Source organism: Flavobacterium sp. ZB4P23, assembly GCF_003970375.1.
In the GTDB taxonomy this organism is placed as follows: Bacteria; Bacteroidota; Bacteroidia; order Flavobacteriales; family Flavobacteriaceae; genus Flavobacterium.
The window spans coordinates 434,480-457,957 of the sequence record NZ_RYDK01000001.1 but is presented as its reverse complement, the minus strand read 5'-3'; the positions used below and the strand labels follow the sequence as shown (position 1 = coordinate 457,957).

Genomic DNA, 23,478 nt, shown 5'->3' with positions numbered 1-23,478 from the left:
TTTAGGCCTTTTAAATCAAGAAAGAATCATTTTCTGGGATAAAAATTCGGAAGACAAATTTAAATCCTTTTGTGAAGAATATGTACCGATGGAAATTTTAGATGAAGATGAAGACCAAAACATTCTTAATGAAATAGTCTTTTAAAGTTATTTATTGAGTTTTTCGTTAAAATTAGCTATATTTGTATGACACATCAGTCATTAAATCATAAATAACTACTTTATGAATGATACATCATACATAAACTGGATAGCAATGAGCGATAACGCTTTAGCACAAACCATCGGTGCTTTTGTTAAACACCATCGCTTATCGCAGAACAAAACGCAGGAAGAGGTTGCCGGAGCCGCAAATATAAGCCGTTCTACACTCAGCTTACTAGAAAAAGGGGGAACAATAACAGTCCCAACCTTGCTACAAGTATTAAGAGTATTAGACCTTCTCTATATTATGGAGGTTTTCAAGATACAAGAACAAATAAGTCCTATAGAGTTAGCTAAACTAGATCAGCAAAAAAGACAACGAGCGAGAAACAGTGACAATGATTCTAATAAAAAATCAGATTGGTAATGATAACAACGGCATTTGTTAAAATATGGAATGAAACGGTGGGAGCTGTTGCTTGGAATACAGAAACGGGAGTAGCTAGTTTTGAATATGAGGCAAAATTCTTGGCGAAAAACTGGGATTTAGCCCCATTAAAAATGCCTGCCAATAATGCTCGTGGACGTATTTTTACTTTCACAGAATTAAAAGAAATTAAAACATTTAAAGGACTTCCTGGATTGCTGGCAGATGTATTGCCAGATGATTATGGAAACCAATTAATTAACAGTTGGCTGGCCCAAAATGGTCGACCGGAAAACAGTATGAACCCTGTTGAAATGCTTTGCTTTATAGGAACCCGTGGTATGGGTGCGCTTGAATTTGAACCTTCCCAATTTAATGTCAATAAAAGAGCTTTTGATATAGAAGTGGATAGCTTGGTAGCCATCTCTCAAAAAATGCTGTACAAAAGAGAAGGTTTTACAGCCAATCTAAACCAAAACGAGCAAGAAGCCATGATGAACATCCTTAAAATTGGAACCTCAGCTGGTGGTGCTCGTCCAAAAGCCATTATTGCCTATAACGAAAAAACAGGACAGGTAAAATCCGGACAAACAAATGCCCCAAAAGGATTTGAACATTGGTTAATCAAACTTGATACGGTAAGCGATGTGCAGTTTGGTGCAAGTACTGGCTATGGTAGAATTGAAATGGCTTATTATCTGATGGCAAGAGCAGCCGGAATTGAAATGATGGAATGCCGTTTATACGAAGAAAATGGTAGAGCGCATTTCATGACGAAACGTTTTGATAGAGAAAATGGCGATCAAAAACACCACATACAAACGTTATGCGCAATGCAACACTATGACTTTAACCAAATAACGAGTTTTAGTTACGAACAGTTGTTTCAAACCATGCGTTTATTAAAACTACCGTATCCACAAGCGGAACAGTTATACAGAAGGATGGTGTTTAATGTAATAGCACGCAATTGTGATGACCATACAAAAAACTTTGCATTTCGACTAAAGAAAGAGGGTGATTGGGAACTTTCTCCTGCTTATGATATTTGTTTTGCCTATCGCCCTGATAGTGATTGGGTAAGTCAGCATAACTTAAGTATTAATGGAAAGAGAACCTATATTACCAGAGAAGATTTACTGACAGTAGCAAAATCAATGAATATAAAAAAGGCGAATACTATCATCCAGCAAATTGATCAGGCTGTGAAAAGATGGTACGAATTCGCTGAAGCCGCAAATGTGGAGAATAAAATGAAAGAGAGTATTGCTAGATCACATCTAATTTTATAAGTAAAAAACATGTTTGCAGACAAAGTAATACAAACACTTACAGAATGTGATAAAAATATACTCTTCTATTTTGATGCAGATGGATCAAAAAAAGAAGAATTAACCGCTATTGAAGAAGCCGGTATAAAAGTAATAGAAGTAAATCAAAACTATTTTGAGTTAAAGTACAAACTGGAAATGGTATTGTAAATAATAGCGCTTTGAGGACAAACTAAATAATTGCAATAGTTAAAAAAATAAAACATAAATTAGCATATTGAAAAAAAAATTAACATAAATACCCTAATAACAGCCATTTAATCGAAAGACTAATCAAGCGTGTAGTATTAAATCATTTTCTAAATAATCCTTAATATGAATAAATTAAAATCTCTTCTTAGAAAAACAGCAGTCCTGCTTTTTGTTTTCACCGGCACAATTGTAATGGCACAAAAAAACTCAAGCAATGCTAAATTCGGCAAATTTCTAGATAATTATTACGAAGAAGGCTTGCTATTAAACCCATTGACAGCTACACAAAGAGGCGACAACAGGTACAACGATTTATTTCCGAACGATATCGCTGAACCCTACCTAAAAAAACAACACGACTTTACCATCGTGTATCAAAAACAGTTAGCATCGTTTGATAGAAACAAGCTGAATTCTTTTGATAAAATTTCTTTCGACATCGTAAGTCTCCAAATAAAGCAAGCCCTGGAAAGAGAAACATTCCATCTTGAATACATTCCCTTTAGCCAGTTTAGGGGCTATCCCAGTTCATTACCTTCTCTTGGTTCAGGAAAAAGTTCTCAACCATTTAAAACAGCGAAAGATTATGAAAACTGGCTCAAACGAATTGATGGTTTTACGATATGGGCCGATACTGCGATAGCTAATTTTAACAAAGGCGTTGCAATGAAAATGGTACTTCCCAAAGCCTTGGTGATTAAAATGATTCCGCAGCTGGAAGCTCAAATTGCGCCAGATACACTCAAAAATATCTTTTATGAACCCGTTCGGAATATGCCAAGCTCCTTTTCTGCAAAAGAAAAGAAAGCGATACGATTGGCCTATCAAAAGGCAATCAACACTAAAATAATCCCTACTTACCGAAAACTGGCCGATTATTTAAAAAATGTTTATTTGCCAAAATCCAGAACCACATCGGGCTACAATGATTTGCCCAATGGAAAAGCAATGTATGAATATTTTGTTGGAGTAAACACCACTACCAATCAAACACCGGATGAAATTTACCAAACGGGACTTCGAGAGGTGGAACAGATTACTAAAGAGATCGATGACCTCAAGATAAAAATTGGCTTTCAGGGAGACCGAACTGCATTTTTCAATCATGCCCTGACTGATCCCTCCTTTTTTCCTTTCACCACTGACGAAGAAATATTGGAAAGTTACAGAGCCATCCTGCCCATCATAGAGCCGAAGCTGAAAAAATTATTCAATATTGTTCCCAAAACAGCCTTCGAGGTGAAGGCAATTGAAAAATTTAAAGCGGCGACGTCGGCAGCCAATTATGAAAGAGGCACAACGGACGGTAGCAGACCCGGTTATTTTAATGTTCCAATCGTTGACGCTACTAAATTCAATAAGTTGGGGATGGACAATCTTTTTATACATGAAGCAATTCCGGGGCACCATTTTCAATTGTCCTTACAGCAAGAGAATCAATCCATGCCTAAAATCAGAAAATTTGCTGGCTATTCCGTTTTTTCTGAAGGCTGGGCTTTGTATGCCGAATCATTGGGTGATGAACTAGGATTGTACACCGATCCTTATCAAAAATTGGCTGCCTACAAATCAGAATTATTTAGAGCGATACGATTAGTGACAGACGTTGGATTGCATACTGGAATAATGACAAGAGAAGAGTCAATCCAATACATGATGGAAAAAGGGGGAAGAGAGCAGCAAGCTTCTGTTTCAGAAACAGAAAGATATATGGCAATGCCAGGACAGGCGCTTTCCTATAAAACAGGGGAATTGAAAATTTCGGAATTGAAAGCCAAATACATCAAAAGCTTGGGCAGCAAGTTTGAAATCAAAAAGTTTCACGATGCCATTTTGCAGGTTGGTTCCGTGCCTTTAAATGTGTTTGAAACTTATATGGATAATTGGGCTTCTGAACAAAGTAACTAAGGAGAATATAAGTATTAATTGGGAAACAATAGTTTTTTTAAAACCTAACGAAGTTATTAAGTTGTCTTGTCCTGAATAACCGATACAGATTATTAGATAAAAATATTTAATTAAACACTTGCAAAAACGTTTTTGTAAGTGTTTTTTGTTTTATATGTCCTCATTTTAATTTGATTTTGTAAATGCATTTTGTTTGGAGTCAGCATGAAATTAGAATAATGAGGTCTTAATTCATTGTATATGCTGATTGATTCTTTTACAATTTGCTTCATAACTTTTAAATCTAGATTGTATTTGTCAATCATAAATTCCTGCTTTAATATTCCATTTATTCTTTCAGCTACAGCATTTTCTTATTTATTTCTAAATCTAGAATTAGGTTTTGATGTTTCCTAAATCGATGATGAGAATTAGTGGTTACATGATAACTTTTATTTAGATAGATGTATTGTTCGCATCACTTTGTAATTGTCTTATTTTTATGTTGAAAGCAGCAAATAATAAAGTCATAAAAGGGCTTAAAAGATTAAAAAAGGCAAAAGGAAGATAGTCTAATGTTGGCACACCTAATGTTCCTGATTGGTACGCTCCGCAGGTATTCCAAGGAATTAATACCGAGGTTACAGTCCCGGCGTCTTCTAATGTTCTACTTAAGTTTTCAGGGGCTAAACCTTTATTTTTATAGGCTTTCGCAAACATTTTACCCGGAACTACAATGGCTAAATATTGATCCGAAGCTGTAATGTTTAATGCCAAACAGCTCCCTACGGTAGACGCAAATAAACCAAAAGTGGTGTGTGCTAATTTTAAGAGGGCTTTACTAATTGTTGCCAATGCGCCAATTGCATCCATAATGCCACCAAAAACCATTGCGCAAAGAATCAACCATATAGTTCCCAGCATTTTTTGCATTCCTCCAGAAGTAAATAAATCCGCAAGGGTTTCATTTGTAGTAGGAATGCTTACTTTAGTTGTTATGGCATCCATTATTCCTCTGTAACCGGATTGTAAAGTCATGTTGTTGACACCAGAAATTTGATTGATGATGTGAGGTTGAAATAGAATTGCAAATACAGCAGCCAGAAGAGTTCCTGCTAAAAGAGCAATTAGCGGTTCTGTTTTTTTTATGATTAATCCAATAACAACAGCGGGAACTATAAATAACCATCCCGAAACAGTAAAAGAACTTTCAATATCATTCAGCAGTGTTTTTATATCCACATCTCCTTTAATATCCACTGTCAAACCCAGAATAATAAACAAAATTAGAGTAATAATATACGTAGGAATTGTTGTTATCATCATATATCTGATGTGCGTAAACAAATCGGTTCCGGCCATAGCAGGGGCGAGGTTTGTTGTGTCTGACATGGGCGATAATTTGTCTCCGAAATAGGCTCCGGAAATAACGGCCCCTGCAACCATTCCTAAATCAAAACCCAATGCGCCACCAACACCAATTAATGCTATACCTACCGTAGCACTGGTGGTCCAGGAGCTTCCGGTAGCAATAGAAATTATAGAACAAATTAGCAATGTAGCAGGCAAAAATACCGTTGGACTCAAAATTTGTAACCCATAATAAATCATCGAAGGAATAATGCCACTTACCAACCAAGTTCCCGCTAATGCTCCAACCATAAGTAAGATCAGGATAGCGCCTACGGTTGATTTGATGTTCTCAGCCACTTCATCAATCATTTTTTGATAGGTAACCTTATTAAAAAAACCTATAATTGCTGCAACAGCTCCACCCAGCAAGAGTACAAATTGATTGCTTCCGCTCAAAGCATCATCACCGTAAACGAATACATTAAAACCTAGCAGCATGATGAGCGCTAGAACAGGAATCAACGCTTGTCCTATTGATAATTCTTTATTTTTGTTGATTTTTATATCCATTCTATAGTGTTTGGATGTGCAATATAGATAAAAAAAAGCCTTATATCCTAAAGTGGCTGCTCTATCGGTTTTGGTTTTTTGTAGATTTTATTAGTAGAATTTTCAAATTAAACCATTCGGGATTTAAAATATTTCGGAATTTATTTTTTGGCTATTTTTCACAATCCGTAGTCCTTTTTAGAAAAAATCAAATATTTTATGAGTCTATTCAATAGTTGATATTTGCACCGGCAGAGCTCCTTTACACTCCATGTTTTCCAGTAATTGGTGTGCTGCTGTTTCTTGAAATTCCGAAAAATCCTGATACACTTGAACGATTCCTGCAGTAGCACTTAAGTTAGGAATTATCTGTAATGCGTACGGGTTTCCAAAGACATATAAAAAACACTTTTTTGAAATAAATAATTTTTCTAAATACTGCAATACAAAATCCTCTATATCAAAATTATTCATTGGTTTGGCTTTTGGAACAAACAAAGCAATAAGAATAGTATCAAAATCTAGTAGCAGTTCATCTAATTCATTCAGGGCTATGGTATCTCCTCTTTCATAGCAAAATTCAGGACAAGGCAATGCGGCCGATAAATTTTTAAAAAAAGAATTTTCAGTGTTTTTATACAGACTTATTTTGGCTAGATTCGCTCCGTTTTTTGCATCAAAAAGCGTAACGGTATTGCGGGTGTCTTTTATTTTAGTAATGCAATTTTGAGCAATTTTTGAGTTTAATTCAGAAGTGGTTTTAAAATCAAAAGCATTCCGGGAAAGATGCGGTAATTTAGAATTTCCGTCTATAATACCTGCTTTTTGTTTGCATTTCCACAACCGGTTAAAGCTAGCTTCAATCCGTTCCGGAGTTGCGTTTTTTAGGATTTCCTGTATTCCTTCGGGTACGTTTTCGGCAAAGCACAAAATATCATTACCAGCATTAAAAGCTTCCCATTCCAGTTGCCCTTTTTGATCGTATAATTTAGAAACGCTGTGCATATTCAAAGCATCCGAAATCACTAAACCATCATAGCCCAATTGCTTGCGCAAAAGGGTTTCAATCACGGATTTTGACAGCGTTGCCGAAGTGTTTTTTCCTTCGTTCAAAGCAGGAACTGCCAAATGGCCAATCATAATCGAATCGACTTTGTTCTCAATTCCTTTTATAAACGGAACCAGTTCATTGGCTACTAATTCTTCGAGAGTTTCTTTTAAAATAGGTAATCCCAAATGCGAATCAACATTAGTATTTCCGTGTCCGGGAAAATGTTTGAGACAGCCTAAAACACCAGTATCATTAAGTCCTCTGAGATATTCCAGCGCAAAATCAGTTACTTTTTTTTTGTCTTGACCAAAAGAACGGTAGCCAATTACAGGATTATTCGGATTGTTATTGATATCCGCCAATGGCGATAAATTATAATGAATCCCAACTGATTTTAAGTCTAAACCTATTTGTTTGCCCACTTCATAAACCAGATTTTTTTTATTGTCAGGCAAAGCGCCAAGGGTAATCGCATACGGATATTGTGGTGTTTTTTCTACGCGCATAGCCAATCCCCATTCGGCATCAATACTCATTAATAACGGAGTCGTAGCACAATTTTGATATCTGATTATGAGTTCTTTTAAACGCTGAAAACTACCATCATTCAGGACTACTTTTTTTGTAGTTTCATAATTGGTTGCTGCACTGGCACGGCTGTGAAAAAAAGTCAATCCACCTATATTGTGCTCTTTTATTAATCGTTCGGTAGCCTGAATGTTTTCCTCAGTATCATTGATGAAAACGGCTGGAAAAAAAAATTGTCCTATTTTTTGTTCTATTGTCATTATAAAATGAATATGATGTTAATTTTAAACAAATAAGTCACGTAAGTCAAATTACACAGAATAAATAATTATTTAAAAGGGTTGTGAAAAAACAGTTATTTTTAAGAGAGTCTTACTTTCTTAAATAAACTTATATGACTTATATGTTTAAAAAAAAGCTAGTTTGTTTATTCTTGTTCTGTTTTCTTACCGAAATTTGCAGGAAAAATCAAAAAGCGGGATAAAATTAATCCAGGGATGGTTGCCAAAAACACCCAAATAAAGAAATTTCCATAGCCCAAATAGTCTTGAATAAATCCGCTCAACATTCCCGGAAGCATCATTCCTAACGCCATAAATCCGGTTGCAATAGAGTAGTGAGAGGTTTTTGATTCGCCATCAGCCACATAAATCAAGTACATCATGAAAGCCGCAAAACCAAAACCATAACCAAATTGTTCCGCAATCACCGTCGCATAAATATAGAAAACGGAACCGGGATGAAAATGGGATAATAGTATGAATCCTATTATAGGTAAGTGCATGGCTAAAATCATGGGTAACATCCATTTTCCTAATCCATCTCTGGAAATGGCAATACCGCCTAAGATGCCGCCCAAAGTAAGCGAAATCACGCCAAAAGTCCCATAGATAACGCCAACATCCTGTGTGGTTAAGCCCATGCCTCCTGCAGTTATAGGATCTATTAAAAAAGGAGTTAACATTTTTAATAACTGAGATTCTCCTAATCTGAATAATAAAATGAAAGCCAAAACTAAACCAATTTGTTTCTTTTGAAAAAAAGTAGCAAAAACAACTCCGAAGCTTTTATTTGGGACTGATTCCGTTTTTGCCTCTGCAATTTTTGTTTCAATTTTTGGAGTCGAAAAATAATTGTAAATGGTAATTACCGTCATAATTAATCCTACAATTACCATGGTGTAGGACCATGCTTTTTGTTTGTCTCCATATTCCTGTTCCAGATAACCAGCAATAACTACAATTAATCCGTTTCCGGTAAGCATAGAAAGTCTGTAAAATGTACTCCGGATTCCAAGGAAAAAGGATTGTTGGTCTTTCTCTAAAGCCAACATGTAAAAGCCATCACTGGCCACATCATTAGAGGCTGATGCAAATGCCGCCATCCAAAAAACAGCTAGACTTAGCATGAAAAAATTATTCATAGGAATGGTCAAACCCACAATCAAAAATGCAACTGCAATCAGTAATTGCATGCTCAAAAACCATTTTCTTTTAGTCGAATAGAGGTCAATAAAAGGGCTCCACAGCGGTTTGATTACCCATGGTAAATATAGTAAACTGGTATATATGCCAATATCCTCATTGTTGATTCCTAGGTTTTTATACATTATTACCGAAACCGAAATAATAATAGCATACGGCAAGCCTGAAGCAAAGTTTAAAACGGGAATCCAATACCAGGGTCTATTGTCTGTTTTCATTTAAGGCAAATTATATTCAATTAAAATTATAGCGTAAAATTGACAAAAGCAGCTTCACTTTCATTGCCATAAAAATCGATGAATGTAATGGCGCAGGAATTATTTTTATCTAATTTATAAGTAGGAATTACTATTTCAACTGGGTTTTTCTCATTGAAAGCAATTTTGTTGATGATTTGGCTCGGATCATTCACATCAATTTGTGTTTCAGATGTAGATCCATAAACCATCACATAACGCACTTGACTATTTTCAGGATAAGGAACATAAAAACTAGAAGAAATCGAATTTTTAACCAGTGCGTTTGCCCTTGGAACAGCGATTACTTTTTTGACAAAATTTGGAACAACGTGAGGAAGTGCAGGATATTTGTATTGGTTGTTTTCCAGTAATCGAGTCACACTTTGATTTTTGTTTAAAAATGATTTGGCACTAAAAAAAGCATTACCCTGAATATTTTTATATGATCTGGTAATGTCTATTTGGTTGGGGATTTCGTATGGATTATTCCATCTTTTGTCAGAGTCGGTATTGATTTTGTATGATCCGTTACCAATATAGATTGCCGTATTTGTTGAATTTTCAGACCACCAACGCAACAATTTCGAATAGGAAGCTTTAGGGTGATCCATACTCCAGTATAGCTGCGGAACAAGGTAATCAATCCACTTGTTTTCCATCCACGCTAACGGATCAGCAAATAAATCATCGTAATTAGTTTGCCCAGATTCCGTTTCGGAACCTCTTGAATCTACTGATTTATTTCTCCAGACACCAAATGGGCTGATGCCAAATTGCACCCACGGTTTGATTTTTTTGATCGATATTGAAACACTTTTTACAAAATCATTCACATTTTTACGTCTCCAATCCGCTAAATCCAATCCATCTCCATATTTTTTGAAAGAATCAGTGTCGTCAAATAATTCGCCTTTTATTTTATACGGATAAAAATAATCATCAAAATGAATGGCATCAATGTCATAATTTGTAACGACTTCTTCCACGACAGCTGTCAAATGATTTTGAACTTCAGGCAAAGCAGGATTGTAATAGTATTTACCACCATATTTTATCATCCATTCGGGATATTTAAAAAAATCGTGTTGAGGACTTAAAAGTGCAGTATTGTAATCCATTGTGGCTCGGTATGGATTCATCCAAGCATGAAATTCAAAACCTCTGGCATGCGTTTCAGCAATCATCCACGCTAAGGTGTCAAAATAAGGTTTTGGTGCCTGTCCTTCTTTACCGGTCAAAAATCGGGACCAAGGTGCTAATTGGGTTGGATAAAAAGCATCACCAACACTTCGAATCTGAACAATGACTGCATTATAATTTAATTTTTTATAAGCCTCTAAAATCTCAATATAATCTGCTTTTTGTTTGGCAACATTATCAGTACTCATTTTAGGCCAGTCAATATTCACCACTGTAGCAATCCAAACGGCTCTAAATTCATTTTTGGGATTTGTAGCGGATGTTTGTGCGTTACCAATCGAAAAAGATAGTAAAAAGAATAAAATAAGCAAAAGAGTGTGCTTGCGATTTTTCATTAGAGTATTGTTTATAAAGTATTCAAAAATAGTTTTTTTAGTGAAATTTACCCGATAAAATGGGTTTAAAATTCGACTTTTTTTATCAGCGCAATTTCTTTGCCGTTTTTTAGTAAATAAATAAATCATGTTACTTTTAGGTATCATACTTTAAAAATCAGTTTGTTTTTATAAAAAAACCAAAGTATAAGAGACCAAAAAACAGCATATGTTAGCGCATAAGCTAGTGACGCATTCAACGGATTTTTAAAAATAGGCACAATACATAAGTTGTAAATTAAATTTTGAAGATTGATTTGTTCGGTTGAAATTTCTGGATTTTGAATTTTAATCGAGCTTAGAACTCTTGGAATAATGCCAGAAAAGAAAAATACAATCATTGGATTTACCCCCCAAATTAAAAACAGTTTAATACATTTTTTATAATTTAAAACATCAATTATCCAGTATAATAGGGTTAAGCATATTGTGGCAATACCAGCAGCATACAATACATAAGAGCTTGTCCAAAGTGATTTGTTTATAGGAAATACGATGCTCCAAAGCAAACCTGTAATCAGTAAAGCAATTCCTATGATAGCTGTTTTTTTGATAATTTCAATTTTTGGAATTTTTAAGTTTAATACCTGACCTATGAGCATTCCAAAAATTCCAGTTGTAATAGCAGGTAAAGTACTCAAAATTCCTTCTGGATCCCAAGTTTTGGAATAACTCCACAGATGTCCTTTTAATACTAAATTATCCAACCACGCAGCTAAGTTGGTCCCTTTTTCAAAATTTGCGGCACCAAATCCCGGAACTGGAACAAAAGCCATTACAATCCAATAACCCAATAAAATTGATGCAGCAAACAGAAGTTGTGTTTTCAGATTTGTTTTTAAATACAAAAGAGAGACAAAAAAATATACAATTCCTATTCGCTGTAAAATTCCTGGGATTCGTACATCCTGAAATGCTTCAATTGGACTGTATGCTAAGATTAGTAATATTGTGAAAATTCCAAAAACGAGATAGGTTTTAATTTTTAAACTAAAGTTTCCTAAAAGTGCATAAGCGACTGCAAAGGTTATTATTAGCCTGAGCAGTAACAAGGAAATCCCCTCTAAGCCCAATAATTCAATTCTACTGAAATAATTTAAAAATAATCCTAAACAGAAAATTCGTAAGGATCGAACTATAATTTTATTAAAAACTACAGAGTCAAATTGTTTCGTTGGCATTGCAAAAGGGATTGCGCTACCCATTATAAAAATAAAAAAGGGAAAAACTAAATCGGTCGGAGTACAGCCGTGCCATTCTGCGTGTGCCAAAGGCGGATAAATAGCGGCCCAACTTCCCGGGTTGTTGACAATAGTCATTAATAAAATGGTAAATCCTCGAAATACATCTAGTGAAATTAAACGTTCTTTTATCATTTTTTTATTTTTTTCAAAAAGGAGAAGTGATTTTTTATCAGGTTCTTATTTTTAAGTAGGAAAGGAAATTTTTCCCATCGAAACCGCAGGAATACCTTCACGTGATCCAAAATTAGAGTTTCCTCCCGAAACTGTTTCATTTGCTAAAACAGCAAACAATATTGCCTCTTTTGCATCACCTGGAATACCTAAGATGTCTGTTTTTAAAAATTTACAGGCTAGTAATTCTTTTAACCAAGACACTAATAAAGGATTGTGTGTTCCTCCTCCAGACATGTAAATTGTAAAACTGTCTGTGTTATATTTTGTGTTTTTTATAGCGTAATGAATGGATTCGGCTATTGTTTCTGCACTGAATCGTGTTAATGTTGCTAATAAATCTGGAATTGAAATGTTTTCAGTATTGGATTCTTTCTGTGCTTTTCTAACATATTCTATGCTGAAAAGTTCTGCCCCTGTAGTTTTTGGAAACGGTTTTTCGAAGAATGGATTGGATTTAAGAATCTGTAAAAGTGAGGAATTCACAATACCTTGCAAAGCAATTTTAGCATCTTTGTCGTAGGCTTTATCTGGAAAATAGAATCTGGTAAAGGCATCAATTAAAGTGTTGCCGGTTCCTGTGTCAGTTACAAAAACTTCTTCCGGATTTAGATCCATTGGTAAATAGGTAAAATTTGCGATACCTCCGATGTTGAGCATTATACGATTTTCTCCTTTTTCACCAAAAATTAAATAATCACCGTAAACTGCTAAAGGGGCACCTTCGCCACCGGCGGCAAGGTGTTTTTGTCTGAAATCAGAAAGCGTTATAATACCTGTTTTTACAGCAATGTGATCTCCATCACCAATTTGTAAAGTAGCGTTTGGAAATTTTTCTTGTTGATGTAAAATTTTTGGTAGGTGTAATACTGTTTGTCCATGCGAGGCAATTAGATCAACTTCATTACTTTTAATTCCCCATTTTTCCAAGCATTTTAATACCATGTTAGCATGCAACATACCTATCCATTCGTTTAATAAAACCAGACTGTGGAAATCAATATTTTGTTTTGCAAAAACTTTTAGAATTTCTGTTTTTATTTCTTGTGTATACTCAACGGTATCAAACTCTACTAGTTTGACTTGTGTGTTTTGGCCTGAATCTAAAATTTCGCATAAAGCTACGTCTAGGCCGTCCAAGGATGTACCTGACATTAGTCCGATTATCTTGCGAGCAGGTTTTTGAGCGATTTTATAAAGTAATTCTATATTTACATTCATATTCACAAATAATTAAATTTTAAAGGACTATTTTTATTTTGCAGATGATTTTAAAAATGTAATTCTTCATTAGAAGTTTTACTTACTAGGTATAGTCCTATAAACGTAAGTAGTCCATTTAGTACGATTAACTCATTATCAAATACGTACCCAAACAGTAGTGTTTTAGAATTTTCGCTAATAAAATAAGTCAGTGCTGGTGATAATAGACAGATTATAGGTACTAGTTTGTCATTTACTTTTTTTGATTTTTTAAATATACCAAAAGAATATAACCCCAACAAAGGCCCATAAGTATAGGAAGCAACCTTGAATATCATTCCGACCACAGAACTGTCATTAATAGAGTTGAAAATTAGAATTACAATAAACACTAATGCAGAAAAGCTAATGTGTACAAAATATCTAGTTTTCACCATGTTTTTTTTATTAAGATTTTCCGTTTTATCCATATTAAGGAAATCTACACAAAAAGAGGTCGTAAGTGCTGTCAATGCTGAATCAGTTGTTGCGAAAGTAGCGGCAATAATCCCTAATAAAAATACAATAGCAGGCATTATTGATAGATGATTTAATGCAATTTCAGGAAATAATAAATCGGTTCTGGGTTTATTTGTAATAAGATCAAGAGGAGCGGTGATTCCATTCTTATTTGCATAAATATAGAGAAGTGCACCAACACTAAGAAAGAAAATATTGATAACAACAAAGATTCCGGTAAATGTGAACATATTTTTTTGAGCTTCGCCAATATTTTTACAACTTAAATTTTTTTGCATCAAATCTTGGTCAAGACCAACCATTGCAATCGTAACAAACATGCCTCCTATAATTTGTTTCACAAAGTGAAATTTACTAGTCATAAAATCGTCAAAGAAAAACACTTTCGAGTAGTTACTGTTTTTTACTTCATTGAATGCACCAATCGCATTTAAATCGAGACTGTCGCAAATGAAATAAATAGTCAGAATAACAGAAGTTACCAGGAAAAAAGTTTGTAAAGTATCAGTAATTATTATTGTTTTAAGACCACCTCTGTAGGTGTAAGAAAATATTAAAAGCAATGATATTAGTACTGTCAAGAAGAAAGGGATTTTATAGAAATCGAAAACATAACGCTGCAGTACTATAACTACTAGATAAAGTCTAAATGCGGAGCTAATAGTTCTACTAACTAAAAAAATAGTAGCTGCAGTCTTGTAGCTATAGAAACCCATTCTCTTTTCTATATAGCCATATATAGATGTTAAATTCATCCTATAATATATGGGTAATAGCAGTTTAGTAATAATAATAAATCCTATAGCATTCCCCAGTATAAATTGAAAGTATTTAAATTGTTCTCCGCTTGGAGCACCAACTTCTCCTGGAACTGAAATAAATGTGACTCCTGATAGAGCAGTACCTACCATCCCAAAAGCTACTAAATACCATTTTGAATTTTTATTAGCTTTAAAAAATGCTTCATTACTATCATCTTTCTTGCTGACTATATGTGATATATAGAACAATATACCAAAATAAACAATTATAAGGATCAGGATTGCATTTGGTGTCATTTTATAATCTTTAGGAGTTTGTATTTTTGAATAACGGAGCGTTAAATATCAAGATTTTTATTTTGATTGAGTAATACTGCTCTTACGCTTTTATGTTTTTCTAACAATTTAGAAGCTGAATTTTCATCTATTTGGAGTTCTTCAACAATCATTTCTATTCCTCTTTGTACCAATTTATTATTGGATAATTGCATATCGATCATTTTATTCCCATAAATTCGTCCTAGTTTAATCATAACTGAGGTAGAGATCATGTTTAGCACTAATTTTTGCGAGGTACCTGCTTTCATCCTTGTACTTCCAGTGAGGAATTCTGGTCCTACAATTAATTCAATAGGATAATCAGCTTCTTTTGAAATCAGACTTTCACTATTGCAAGAAATGCTTCCGGTGATAATATTATTTTCACGGGCTTTGTTTAAACCACCGATGACATAGGGTGTATTTCCTGAAGCAGCAATTCCTATAACCACATCTAAACCTGAAATGGCATATGCCGATAAATCTCTCCAAGCTTGATGAACATCATCTTCAGCATTTTCTACGGCTTTCCTAATGGCGGAATCACCTCCGGCTATGATACCAATAATCCAATTATCGGGAACTCCAAAAGTAGGGGGACATTCTGAAGCATCAAGAATTCCAATTCTTCCAGAAGTGCCGGCTCCAATATAAAATAAACGGCCTCCCAGTTTCATTTTAGATACGATACTGTCTACCAGTTTTTCAATATTTGGAATTTGTTTTTCAATTATAGCAGCTACTTTCATATCTTCTTTATTGATATTTAGAAGTAGTTCCTGAGTACTCATTTTGTCTAAATTTGAATAAAGGGATTCTTGTTCTGTATCAGTATTATTCTTTTTCATTTTTTGTGTAAATTAATTTGGATAAAAAAGTGCGCAAAGAAACCCATAAACTATTTTTATGCAGTCATTGCAAACCTTTTGTATATAACAATAGAACTATAAAAGTGGATTTTACTAGTTTGAAAAAACGAGGCGAAATAAAAAATAGATTAATCGCCTCGATTCTGTTTAAGTTTTAATTAGCTGGATCAGCAGGAGTATTTGTATTGTTAAATCTTTCTGAATCTGGGTAAGGATACCAATTACGGTTTCTTTCTGCTCCTACAGTTCCACTAGCTGGACGATTAAATCGACGTGTATCTTCAAGTTTCAAACCAGACATAAACAACTCAATACAACGGTTTCTATATATTTCTGTTAGCACACTTGCTTGGTCAGCTGCTCCAGAATAGGCGGGCAAATTTGCGCCAACACCCCACGCATCAGACGCTGCCGTTTTTTGTAATATTCGATTAATTTCTATAATAGCTTGCGGCAACTGATTTTTTCGTGCCAATACTTCTGCTCTGATCAAAATCATTTCACCTGGCAAATAAACAGGGACTGAAGAACCTACACCACTCCAAAATCCAGCTCCTTTAACTGCTGAAGGTGTAGAAATTGGATTGATGTAAAAATTAATACGCCCATCAGCTGTGACTGGTTGTAATGCTGCAGGTAAACCTAAAGTACGTCCTATTGGCTGATAATTATTCGCAACTAAAAATGCAGTTGCTGCAATTGAATTTTGATTTACAGCATCGAAAGGAAAGTTAGAACGGACAGATAAATTAACTAATGTTGCATGTTCTAGTGCTTTATCTAAATCATTTGCACTTCCGGACATCAGATAAAACCTAGCCAAAAGAGCATTAACCGTGTTGGTATAATTTAAATTACCCACCAAACCAGAAAAACCAGTTGCACTAGGCAACGAAGTCTTGGTATCTTCCAGGGTTTTAATTACTACTGCAAGTACTTCGGCACGTGAATTAAAAACGGCATTTTTTTCAGTTGAGATTGGCACTCTTTCAAAAAATTGAATTAAATTTCCCAAAGCTAAAGCTTTGAAAATTGACGCATGTACTAGTACGCTGGCTTTTTCAACTGGTAAGCTAATGCGATCAATATTATTGATCACCTTTTGAGCTTCCGAGTTCAGAATTAAGCTTTGCGCCCAGATAGTGCTTACCACTCCGTTAACTGGTAAAACCTCTCCAGAACCAGCAAATAATGCAACTTCATCTGCATTTCCGCCTTGAGGAGCACCAAGCTCATTTGTCGTAAATCCATTTGCAGTTATGATAGCATACCCAAACGGACTCTGGCGTCCAACACTAAATCGTGATTGTAGCCCATTGGCAACGCCAACTAAACCATCGCGTGAAGAAAACACATCTTCTTCTGAAGCGCGCGTTGGATCTAAAAATTCTTCATCGCAAGAGGTTAGAAACAAGCTCATAAGAGCTGATAAAATAATAAATTTTTTCATTTTTCTTTGTATTAAAATTTAAATTTAAGCGCTAGTGCAACAGTACGAGGAATTGGAATTGTTCCAAAATTATATCTTGCCACAGCTGATTGTCCACCAGAATTTACCTCAGGATCATAGCTTGTAAACTTATCCCATGAATAAAGGTTACGACCACTAAGATTTATTGTAAAGTCCTCAAAGAAGTTGTTCATTTTACCAAAAGAGTAATTTATTGAAACTTCTCTTAGTTTAAGATAGCTACCATCAACAATTCGAAATTCTTGAATGTTATAAATAGAATAAACATAACCACGTGGTAACTCTCCTCTTAACTCTTGAGCAACTAATTGTCCAGCACCAGTACCTTGACGTGTTCTATAATCAGCATCCCATATATCTCCGCCGCTCACACCGTCCAATAAAACAGAAAGACCCCATTTTTTATAGTTAACATTGGTGCCAAAAGCATAGATGAAATCTGGATTTGGATCGCCAATCTCTTTATTTAAAACATCACCAAACGGTTGTCCATTTGCATTTCTTTGAATTACTCCAGTTGCTGTGTTTCCGCGTTCTGTTTGCGGCAATCCATCGGGCATAAGTAACAAGCTGCCATCAGGATTACGTGCATAGTAACTTCCAAAATAAGTACCAACAGGGCGATTCAGCTGAACCGCAATCGGAGCACCCGCAGGATTTGAATCTAATAAAAAGAACGGTTGGTTTAATTTAGTAACTTCATTTCTGTTTCGGCTCATGTTACCATAAATCTCAACGTTAAAATCTTCACTTTTAACAACTATACCTTTCACTGTAAATTCTAACCCTTTATTAGTCATTTCACCTAAATTTTCAATAGAAGAAGTTGCGCCAGTTGACGGTGCTGCTTGTACACGCAATAGTAAATCTTTAATGTCAGCTTTATAATAAGTTCCAGAAAGTGTTAATCTATCATTAAAGAATCCAAAATCAGCTCCTACTTCATAAGATACATTGCGTTCTGGTATTAATCCTAAATTTCCGCGGCTGTTCCCCGCAAGTGTAAAAGAGGTTTGTCCAAAGAGGTTACCTGTAGAATAGTTAGTAAATCTTGAATAAGCCCCGATCGCCGTTAAGTTTCCTGATTCTCCCCATGAAGCTCGCAGTCTTGCAGTGCTCACTTTACTGTCTTTCATAAACTCCTCGCTGGAAAGCACATAACTTCCGCTCACTTTTGGATAAATTTGTCTTCTTACATCGGCTGAGAAAATTGTGGATGCGTCCTGTCGAATAGCAGCGGTTACAAATAATTTATTTTTATAGCCAAAAGTTTCTTGAAGATAAACGCCCCACAGGTTATAATTTGTTTCTGCAGAAGAAGCGGAACCACCTATTATAGTATTGGCAGCATTTATATTTTCAATAAATGGTTTTAAATCTCGTCCTTGAACAGAAAAAAGTTTGTCTCTATAATATTGCACATTGTATCCTGCATAAGTTGTTGCCGTAAAATCTTTTGATATATTCCAAACGTACCTAAGATTTAAATCATTGTTTAATTGATAAACTTTATTATCGGTTTCTGACACAAATCCATCGTTATAAGTGCCTACATTAACTGGTGCATAAGGAAATCTAGGAATAAAGCCAAATCCTTTTTGGTTAAAATTGTCTAAACCAACAATAAAGTCAGCATTGAAATTTTTAAAAGGCTTGTAATTCAATAGTACATTTGCGATCACACGATCGGTTTGCTGTCCAAATTTGAAAGTTTCAATAACAGAGAGTGGATTAACACGACCTGGATCAACTGCTAATAAATTACCATTACCATCGCGTGTAGATATATCATAAATATTATTGTTGATCGTCGAAGAATTCATCGGACTGTAAAAAACATTCCCATCAGGCTTGTCTTCAGAGCGCGAGGTAACATAATTTACTCCAAAAGAAGCAGAAAGCTTTTCGTTGATTTTATTTTGAACTTTAAGATTTAGACCTAGTCTTTTGAAATCGGTGTTTTTTACAATACCACCATTTTCTAGATAACCAACCGATGCAAAATACTTAGTGTTAGTATTACCGCCTGCGACTGAGAAGTACGTGTCAGTACCAATACCAGTGGTGAAAATATCATCCTGAAAATCATAACGAGTTACATTCTTTAAACGAGTGTCCATATTTGTAAGCCCTTGAGGAACGCCAGCTTGATTTAAACCTCGACTTACAGGGACAGTAGTGGCTGAACTAGCAGGAAATCCAGTAATTGGAAATAATGCTCCACTAGCTGCAGGTATTTCAAATTGTTTATTTACAAGATTGACATCTAATTTTTTGCGTAAAGAATTGACAACCAAACTTGTTGAAAAAGTGTACGAATCTTTACCAGCTTTTCCTTTTTTAGTAGAAATAATTACAACACCATTTGCTGCACGAGATCCATAAATAGCTGCTGCGGCGCCACCGTTTAGGACTTCTACACTTTCAATATCGTTTGGATTGATATCGGAAGTTCGGTTTTGTCCTATTACTAAGTTTGTATTACCACCAATCTCAGGATTTGAAATATTAGCACTACTGTTACTGATAACCACACCATCGATAACATAAAGCGGATCAGACCCTCCCAAAATAGAAGAAGTACCCCTTAATTTAATTGAAAACCCTCCTGAGGGATCACCTGAATTTTGCGTGATCTGTGCTCCTGCAATTTTGCCTTGCAAGGCAGATGCAAGTCCGTTAGGTTGTGTTTTAACCAAATCTGACGATTTAATACTTGTTACAGCATTACCCATTTCTTTCCTTGTAGTTCGAATGGTTGATCCCATTACAACCACTTCATTTAATGTATTTAGCTCTTCAGACATCCCAACATTAATTGTACTGCTGTTTGCAGTAACTTTTACTTTAGAAGTAGCGAATCCTAAATAGCTAAATGTAAGGACATCTCCTGTGGAAGCAGAAATACTGTATTTTCCATCAAGATCCGAAACGCTACCTTTAAAAGTTCCATCTAAGGTGATAGTAATCCCAGGAATAGGTATGCCATCCGCTTTGTTTTTGACAGTTCCAGTAATTGTTTTTGTTTGTGCAAAAGCACCTAGGGTTAACAAAAACAATAATAAAATTAGGAATAATTTTTTCATAATTGTAGGGGTTATTTTAGGGTTAGAAAACAAATATATCCATTAATTGCATATAAATGCGACATTATTAATATATTTTTCAATTTATTTGTTAATAACGCATAATAATGCAATTTAAGTTTGATTTCGAATAATTTTTATCATTTATATTATTTAAATAATGCATCTCATAAATAATATAAAGCAACATGTATTTATTCTAGTTCAAATATTTATATCTTTGGCATTATTTTTAATTAATTGAAATGCTAAAAGTAGAAAGACATAAATACATAATGGGTAAACTTCATGAAAATCAAAAAGTTAGTACTATTAATTTAGCCTTGGAATTGAATATTTCGGAAGATACAATACGAAGAGATTTAATAGAATTGAATAAAAAAGGTCTTCTTGAAAAAGTATATGGGGGAGCATTTCCTGTTATTGATAAGCCTGCTAATATTTTTGATATCACGATTGTGAATCGAGATAAGAAAGATATAATAGGAAATAAAGCCCTTTCTCTAATTACTGATGGACAGGTCATTATTATGAGTGGGGGAACTACAAACCTTGCTTTTGCTAAATTAATTCCATCTGATCTGAAAGCAACTATTTATACTTATAGTTTGCCAATAGCCATGCAGCTCTCACAACATTCTAATGTTGAGTTGATTTTTATTGGAGGAAAAATGCAAAAAAATGCAATGGTTACGATTGGATTGGATGTGGTGCATGTATTGTCTAAATTAAAAGCAGATATTTGTTTTATGGGGGCCAGTAGTATAAATGTTCGTTTGGGTCTTACAGAAATGGGTTACGAAGTGTCTATTGTGAAAAAAGCAATGATGAAAGCTTCAGATAAGGTAGTTACTATGGTTTCTTCTGAAAAACTAAATACTAAAATGCCTTACGTTGTTAGCGAACTTAACCAACTAAATACTTTAATAACTGATCTAAATCCCAAAAATCCTATATTAGAAGAGTATATTAAAGCCGGTGTTCAGGTATTGTAAATTGCATTATTATGCGTTATTTAATAATTTATCCTAAATTAACGCATAAAGTTGCATTTATTTAGGATGTTTTTTTATATTTGCCTTATTAATATTCTTAAATTCCGAAATAATTATGAGTGCAATTCAACTTTTATCTTACGTTAAGCCAGGCAAATATGAAACTACTCGATTTGAAAAAATTCACAATAAGGTTTTTAAAAATGCTTTGGAAGCTTCAATAATTGTTGCCCGTGAAATAGCAGAATTGATTAAACTAAAACAATCTCAAAACTTACCGTGTGTTCTGGGTTTAGCAACAGGTTCCAGCCCGACAAAAGTCTATGATGAGCTCGTGCGTCTCCACAAAGAAGAAGGCTTGAGTTTCAGTAATGTTATTAGCTTTAATTTGGATGAGTATTATCCAATGGCCAAAGGGAACAGTCAAAGTTATCATTATTTCATGCAGCAGCATCTATTTGATCATATAGATATTAATCCTGAAAACATTAACATTCCTAACGGAAATATAGCTATTGCCGATTTAAATCAACATTGTGTTGATTACGAGCTGAAAATTAAAGAAGCGGGTGGAATCGATTTTCAACTTTTAGGAATTGGGAGAACCGGACACGTTGGATTCAATGAACCTGGGTCTCACATTAATTCCAGTACCCGAATTATCACTTTAGATCATATTACAAGAGTCGATGCTTCCTCTGATTTTAATGGGATTGAAAATGTTCCTAAGCGAGCAATAACTATGGGAGTTTCAACGATTCTAAGATCAAAAAGGATTGTGTTAATGGCTTGGGGCCAAAATAAAGCCGATATTATTAAAAGAACTATTCAAGGTGATATTAGCTCTGAAGTTCCTGCTACCTTTTTGCAAAATCACACCAATACCACATTTGTTTTAGACCAATCTGCCGCTTCGGAATTAACCCGATTTAAAACGCCCTGGTTAGTTGACGCCTGTGTTTGGATCCCTGAATTAAAAAGTAAAGCCATAGTTTGGCTGTGCCAACATACCAGTCAATCTATCTTAAAACTGACTGATAGGGATTACAATAATAACGGTATGTCGGATCTATTAGCGCAAGAGGAATGTTCAGCTTACGATTTGAATATAAATATGTTTAATGTTTTGCAACATACTATTACAGGATGGCCCGGAGGGAAACCTGATACAGATGATTCGTATCGACCTGAAAGAACTAATCCTGCCAAGAAAAGGATTATTATTTTTAGTCCTCATCCGGATGATGATGTGATTTCTATGGGAGGAACTTTTTCTAAACTAATTAAACAAGGACATGATGTTCATGTTGTTTACCAAACCTCAGGAAATATTGCAGTTACAGATGATGAAGCCTTAAAATTTGCCGAAGTTTCTAATGATTTTGTAGGAGATGACGCCACTAAGATTAATTTTACTGCCATTATTGACTTTTTAAATAATAAAACCGAAAATCAAATTGACTCTTTAGAAGTTCGAAAACTGAAAGGACTTATTAGACGCCGAGAATCGTATGCCGCCATTAGATATATTGGTTTAAAAGATGAAAATGCACACTTTTTAGATCTTCCTTTTTATGAAACCGGACAAATTAAGAAAAACCCATTAGGAACTGCAGATGTTGAAATCGTAAAGGACATCATTGCAAAAATAAAACCACATCAGGTTTTTGCAGCGGGAGATTTGGCAGATCCGCATGGTACGCACGAAGTATGTTTGAATGCGATATTTGGGGCCATGAAACAACTGAAATCAAAACCTTTTATGAATGATTGTTGGTTATGGTTGTACAGAGGCGCTTGGCATGAATGGGATATTCATGAAATTGACATGGCTGTACCCTTGAGCCCGGATGAAGTTTTACTAAAAAGACATGCCATTTTATACCACCAATCTCAAAAGGATAGGGTGATGTTCCAAGGAAATGATTCCAGAGAATTCTGGGTAAGAGCCGAAGATCGTAATAAGAATACAGCTAAATTATATGACGATCTAGGTCTCGCAGAATATGAAGCTATTGAAGCTTTCAAACGTTTTAATTACTGAAAGAAAGAAAGAAATCACAAACTTTAGCTTTTATTCTT

At 34.8% G+C, this 23,478-nt stretch carries 16 protein-coding genes and 1 pseudogene; 6 read left to right on the top strand and 11 right to left on the bottom strand.

All coding sequences use genetic code 11. The features are described from left to right. Positions 1-223 precede the first annotated feature (223 nt). From EKL99_RS01890 to EKL99_RS01875, 4 genes are all read left to right on the top strand, one after another. Positions 224-571, top strand: a complete 348-nt coding sequence (locus tag EKL99_RS01890; protein WP_126556010.1) for a helix-turn-helix domain-containing protein — start codon at positions 224-226, stop codon at positions 569-571. After that, on the top strand, positions 571-1,863 hold the full coding sequence (locus EKL99_RS01885; RefSeq protein WP_126562206.1) for a type II toxin-antitoxin system HipA family toxin: 1,293 nt from the start codon (positions 571-573) through the stop codon (positions 1,861-1,863). The genes EKL99_RS01890 and EKL99_RS01885 overlap by 1 nt, the downstream gene beginning before the upstream one ends. 9 nt (positions 1,864-1,872) lie before the next feature. Beyond that, complete coding sequence (locus EKL99_RS01880; protein ID WP_126460079.1) at positions 1,873-2,052, top strand: hypothetical protein; 180 nt, start codon at positions 1,873-1,875, stop codon at positions 2,050-2,052. Between the two features lie 165 nt (positions 2,053-2,217). Continuing rightward, complete coding sequence (locus EKL99_RS01875; RefSeq protein WP_126568927.1) at positions 2,218-4,002, top strand: DUF885 family protein; 1,785 nt, start codon at positions 2,218-2,220, stop codon at positions 4,000-4,002. A gap of 110 nt (positions 4,003-4,112) precedes the next feature. On the opposite strand, the pseudogene EKL99_RS14825 reads toward EKL99_RS01875, so the two are convergent. The 11 genes and pseudogenes from EKL99_RS14825 to EKL99_RS01820 all read right to left on the bottom strand — a co-directional run. Further along, positions 4,113-4,343: pseudogene (locus EKL99_RS14825) on the bottom strand (integrase core domain-containing protein); the annotation flags it as partial. 94 nt (positions 4,344-4,437) lie between these two features. After that, the gene (nhaC, locus tag EKL99_RS01865) at positions 4,438-5,904 is read right to left on the bottom strand and encodes a Na+/H+ antiporter NhaC (protein ID WP_126460073.1); all 1,467 of its coding nucleotides are present in this window, start codon (positions 5,902-5,904) and stop codon (positions 4,438-4,440) included. 204 nt (positions 5,905-6,108) lie between these two features. Next, the gene (locus EKL99_RS01860) at positions 6,109-7,722 is read right to left on the bottom strand and encodes a glycoside hydrolase family 3 protein (RefSeq protein ID WP_126576288.1); all 1,614 of its coding nucleotides are present in this window, start codon (positions 7,720-7,722) and stop codon (positions 6,109-6,111) included. A gap of 167 nt (positions 7,723-7,889) precedes the next feature. After that, complete coding sequence (locus tag EKL99_RS01855; protein ID WP_126460066.1) at positions 7,890-9,164, bottom strand: MFS transporter; 1,275 nt, start codon at positions 9,162-9,164, stop codon at positions 7,890-7,892. Between the two features lie 26 nt (positions 9,165-9,190). Beyond that, on the bottom strand, positions 9,191-10,720 hold the full coding sequence (locus tag EKL99_RS01850) for a glycoside hydrolase family 10 protein (protein ID WP_126562203.1): 1,530 nt from the start codon (positions 10,718-10,720) through the stop codon (positions 9,191-9,193). 143 nt (positions 10,721-10,863) lie between these two features. Further along, the gene (locus EKL99_RS01845) at positions 10,864-12,135 is read right to left on the bottom strand and encodes an acyltransferase family protein (RefSeq protein ID WP_126576287.1); all 1,272 of its coding nucleotides are present in this window, start codon (positions 12,133-12,135) and stop codon (positions 10,864-10,866) included. A gap of 51 nt (positions 12,136-12,186) precedes the next feature. Then, complete coding sequence (locus EKL99_RS01840; RefSeq protein ID WP_126576286.1) at positions 12,187-13,395, bottom strand: anhydro-N-acetylmuramic acid kinase; 1,209 nt, start codon at positions 13,393-13,395, stop codon at positions 12,187-12,189. A gap of 50 nt (positions 13,396-13,445) precedes the next feature. Further along, on the bottom strand, positions 13,446-14,954 hold the full coding sequence (locus EKL99_RS01835; RefSeq protein WP_126555986.1) for a sodium:solute symporter: 1,509 nt from the start codon (positions 14,952-14,954) through the stop codon (positions 13,446-13,448). Positions 14,955-14,995: 41 nt separating this feature from the next. After that, a complete protein-coding gene (gene murQ / locus EKL99_RS01830; RefSeq protein ID WP_126555983.1) occupies positions 14,996-15,823 on the bottom strand; it encodes an N-acetylmuramic acid 6-phosphate etherase in 828 nt (275 codons plus the stop codon). A 175-nt stretch (positions 15,824-15,998) separates the two neighbouring features. Beyond that, positions 15,999-17,294, bottom strand: coding sequence for a RagB/SusD family nutrient uptake outer membrane protein (locus EKL99_RS01825; RefSeq protein ID WP_126555981.1), 1,296 nt, complete (start codon positions 17,292-17,294; stop codon positions 15,999-16,001). Positions 17,295-17,305: 11 nt separating this feature from the next. Then, on the bottom strand, positions 17,306-20,368 hold the full coding sequence (locus EKL99_RS01820) for a SusC/RagA family TonB-linked outer membrane protein (protein WP_197037192.1): 3,063 nt from the start codon (positions 20,366-20,368) through the stop codon (positions 17,306-17,308). 278 nt (positions 20,369-20,646) lie between these two features. On the opposite strand from EKL99_RS01820, the gene EKL99_RS01815 reads away from it, so the two are divergent. Together EKL99_RS01815 and nagB are read left to right on the top strand one after the other, a co-directional pair. Next, the gene (locus EKL99_RS01815; protein ID WP_126555976.1) at positions 20,647-21,396 is read left to right on the top strand and encodes a DeoR/GlpR family DNA-binding transcription regulator; all 750 of its coding nucleotides are present in this window, start codon (positions 20,647-20,649) and stop codon (positions 21,394-21,396) included. 115 nt (positions 21,397-21,511) lie between these two features. Next, positions 21,512-23,440 (top strand): glucosamine-6-phosphate deaminase, encoded by a 1,929-nt coding sequence (gene nagB, locus EKL99_RS01810; RefSeq protein ID WP_126576284.1) that lies wholly within the window; start codon positions 21,512-21,514, stop codon positions 23,438-23,440. The last annotated feature ends 38 nt before the right edge of the window (positions 23,441-23,478 follow it).

Coding starts and splice junctions, on each gene's coding strand:
- EKL99_RS01835 (WP_126555986.1), bottom strand. CDS start 14,954: ATGACACCAAATGCAATCCTGATCCTTATAATTGTTTATTTTGGTATA.
- EKL99_RS01855 (WP_126460066.1), bottom strand. CDS start 9,164: ATGAAAACAGACAATAGACCCTGGTATTGGATTCCCGTTTTAAACTTT.
- EKL99_RS01880 (WP_126460079.1), top strand. CDS start 1,873: ATGTTTGCAGACAAAGTAATACAAACACTTACAGAATGTGATAAAAAT.
- EKL99_RS01885 (WP_126562206.1), top strand. CDS start 571: ATGATAACAACGGCATTTGTTAAAATATGGAATGAAACGGTGGGAGCT.
- EKL99_RS01825 (WP_126555981.1), bottom strand. CDS start 17,294: ATGAAAAAATTTATTATTTTATCAGCTCTTATGAGCTTGTTTCTAACC.
- EKL99_RS01875 (WP_126568927.1), top strand. CDS start 2,218: ATGAATAAATTAAAATCTCTTCTTAGAAAAACAGCAGTCCTGCTTTTT.
- EKL99_RS01845 (WP_126576287.1), bottom strand. CDS start 12,135: ATGATAAAAGAACGTTTAATTTCACTAGATGTATTTCGAGGATTTACC.
- EKL99_RS01890 (WP_126556010.1), top strand. CDS start 224: ATGAATGATACATCATACATAAACTGGATAGCAATGAGCGATAACGCT.
- EKL99_RS01840 (WP_126576286.1), bottom strand. CDS start 13,395: ATGAATGTAAATATAGAATTACTTTATAAAATCGCTCAAAAACCTGCT.
- nhaC (WP_126460073.1), bottom strand. CDS start 5,904: ATGGATATAAAAATCAACAAAAATAAAGAATTATCAATAGGACAAGCG.
- murQ (WP_126555983.1), bottom strand. CDS start 15,823: ATGAAAAAGAATAATACTGATACAGAACAAGAATCCCTTTATTCAAAT.
- EKL99_RS01850 (WP_126562203.1), bottom strand. CDS start 10,720: ATGAAAAATCGCAAGCACACTCTTTTGCTTATTTTATTCTTTTTACTA.
- nagB (WP_126576284.1), top strand. CDS start 21,512: ATGAGTGCAATTCAACTTTTATCTTACGTTAAGCCAGGCAAATATGAA.
- EKL99_RS01815 (WP_126555976.1), top strand. CDS start 20,647: ATGCTAAAAGTAGAAAGACATAAATACATAATGGGTAAACTTCATGAA.
- EKL99_RS01860 (WP_126576288.1), bottom strand. CDS start 7,722: ATGACAATAGAACAAAAAATAGGACAATTTTTTTTTCCAGCCGTTTTC.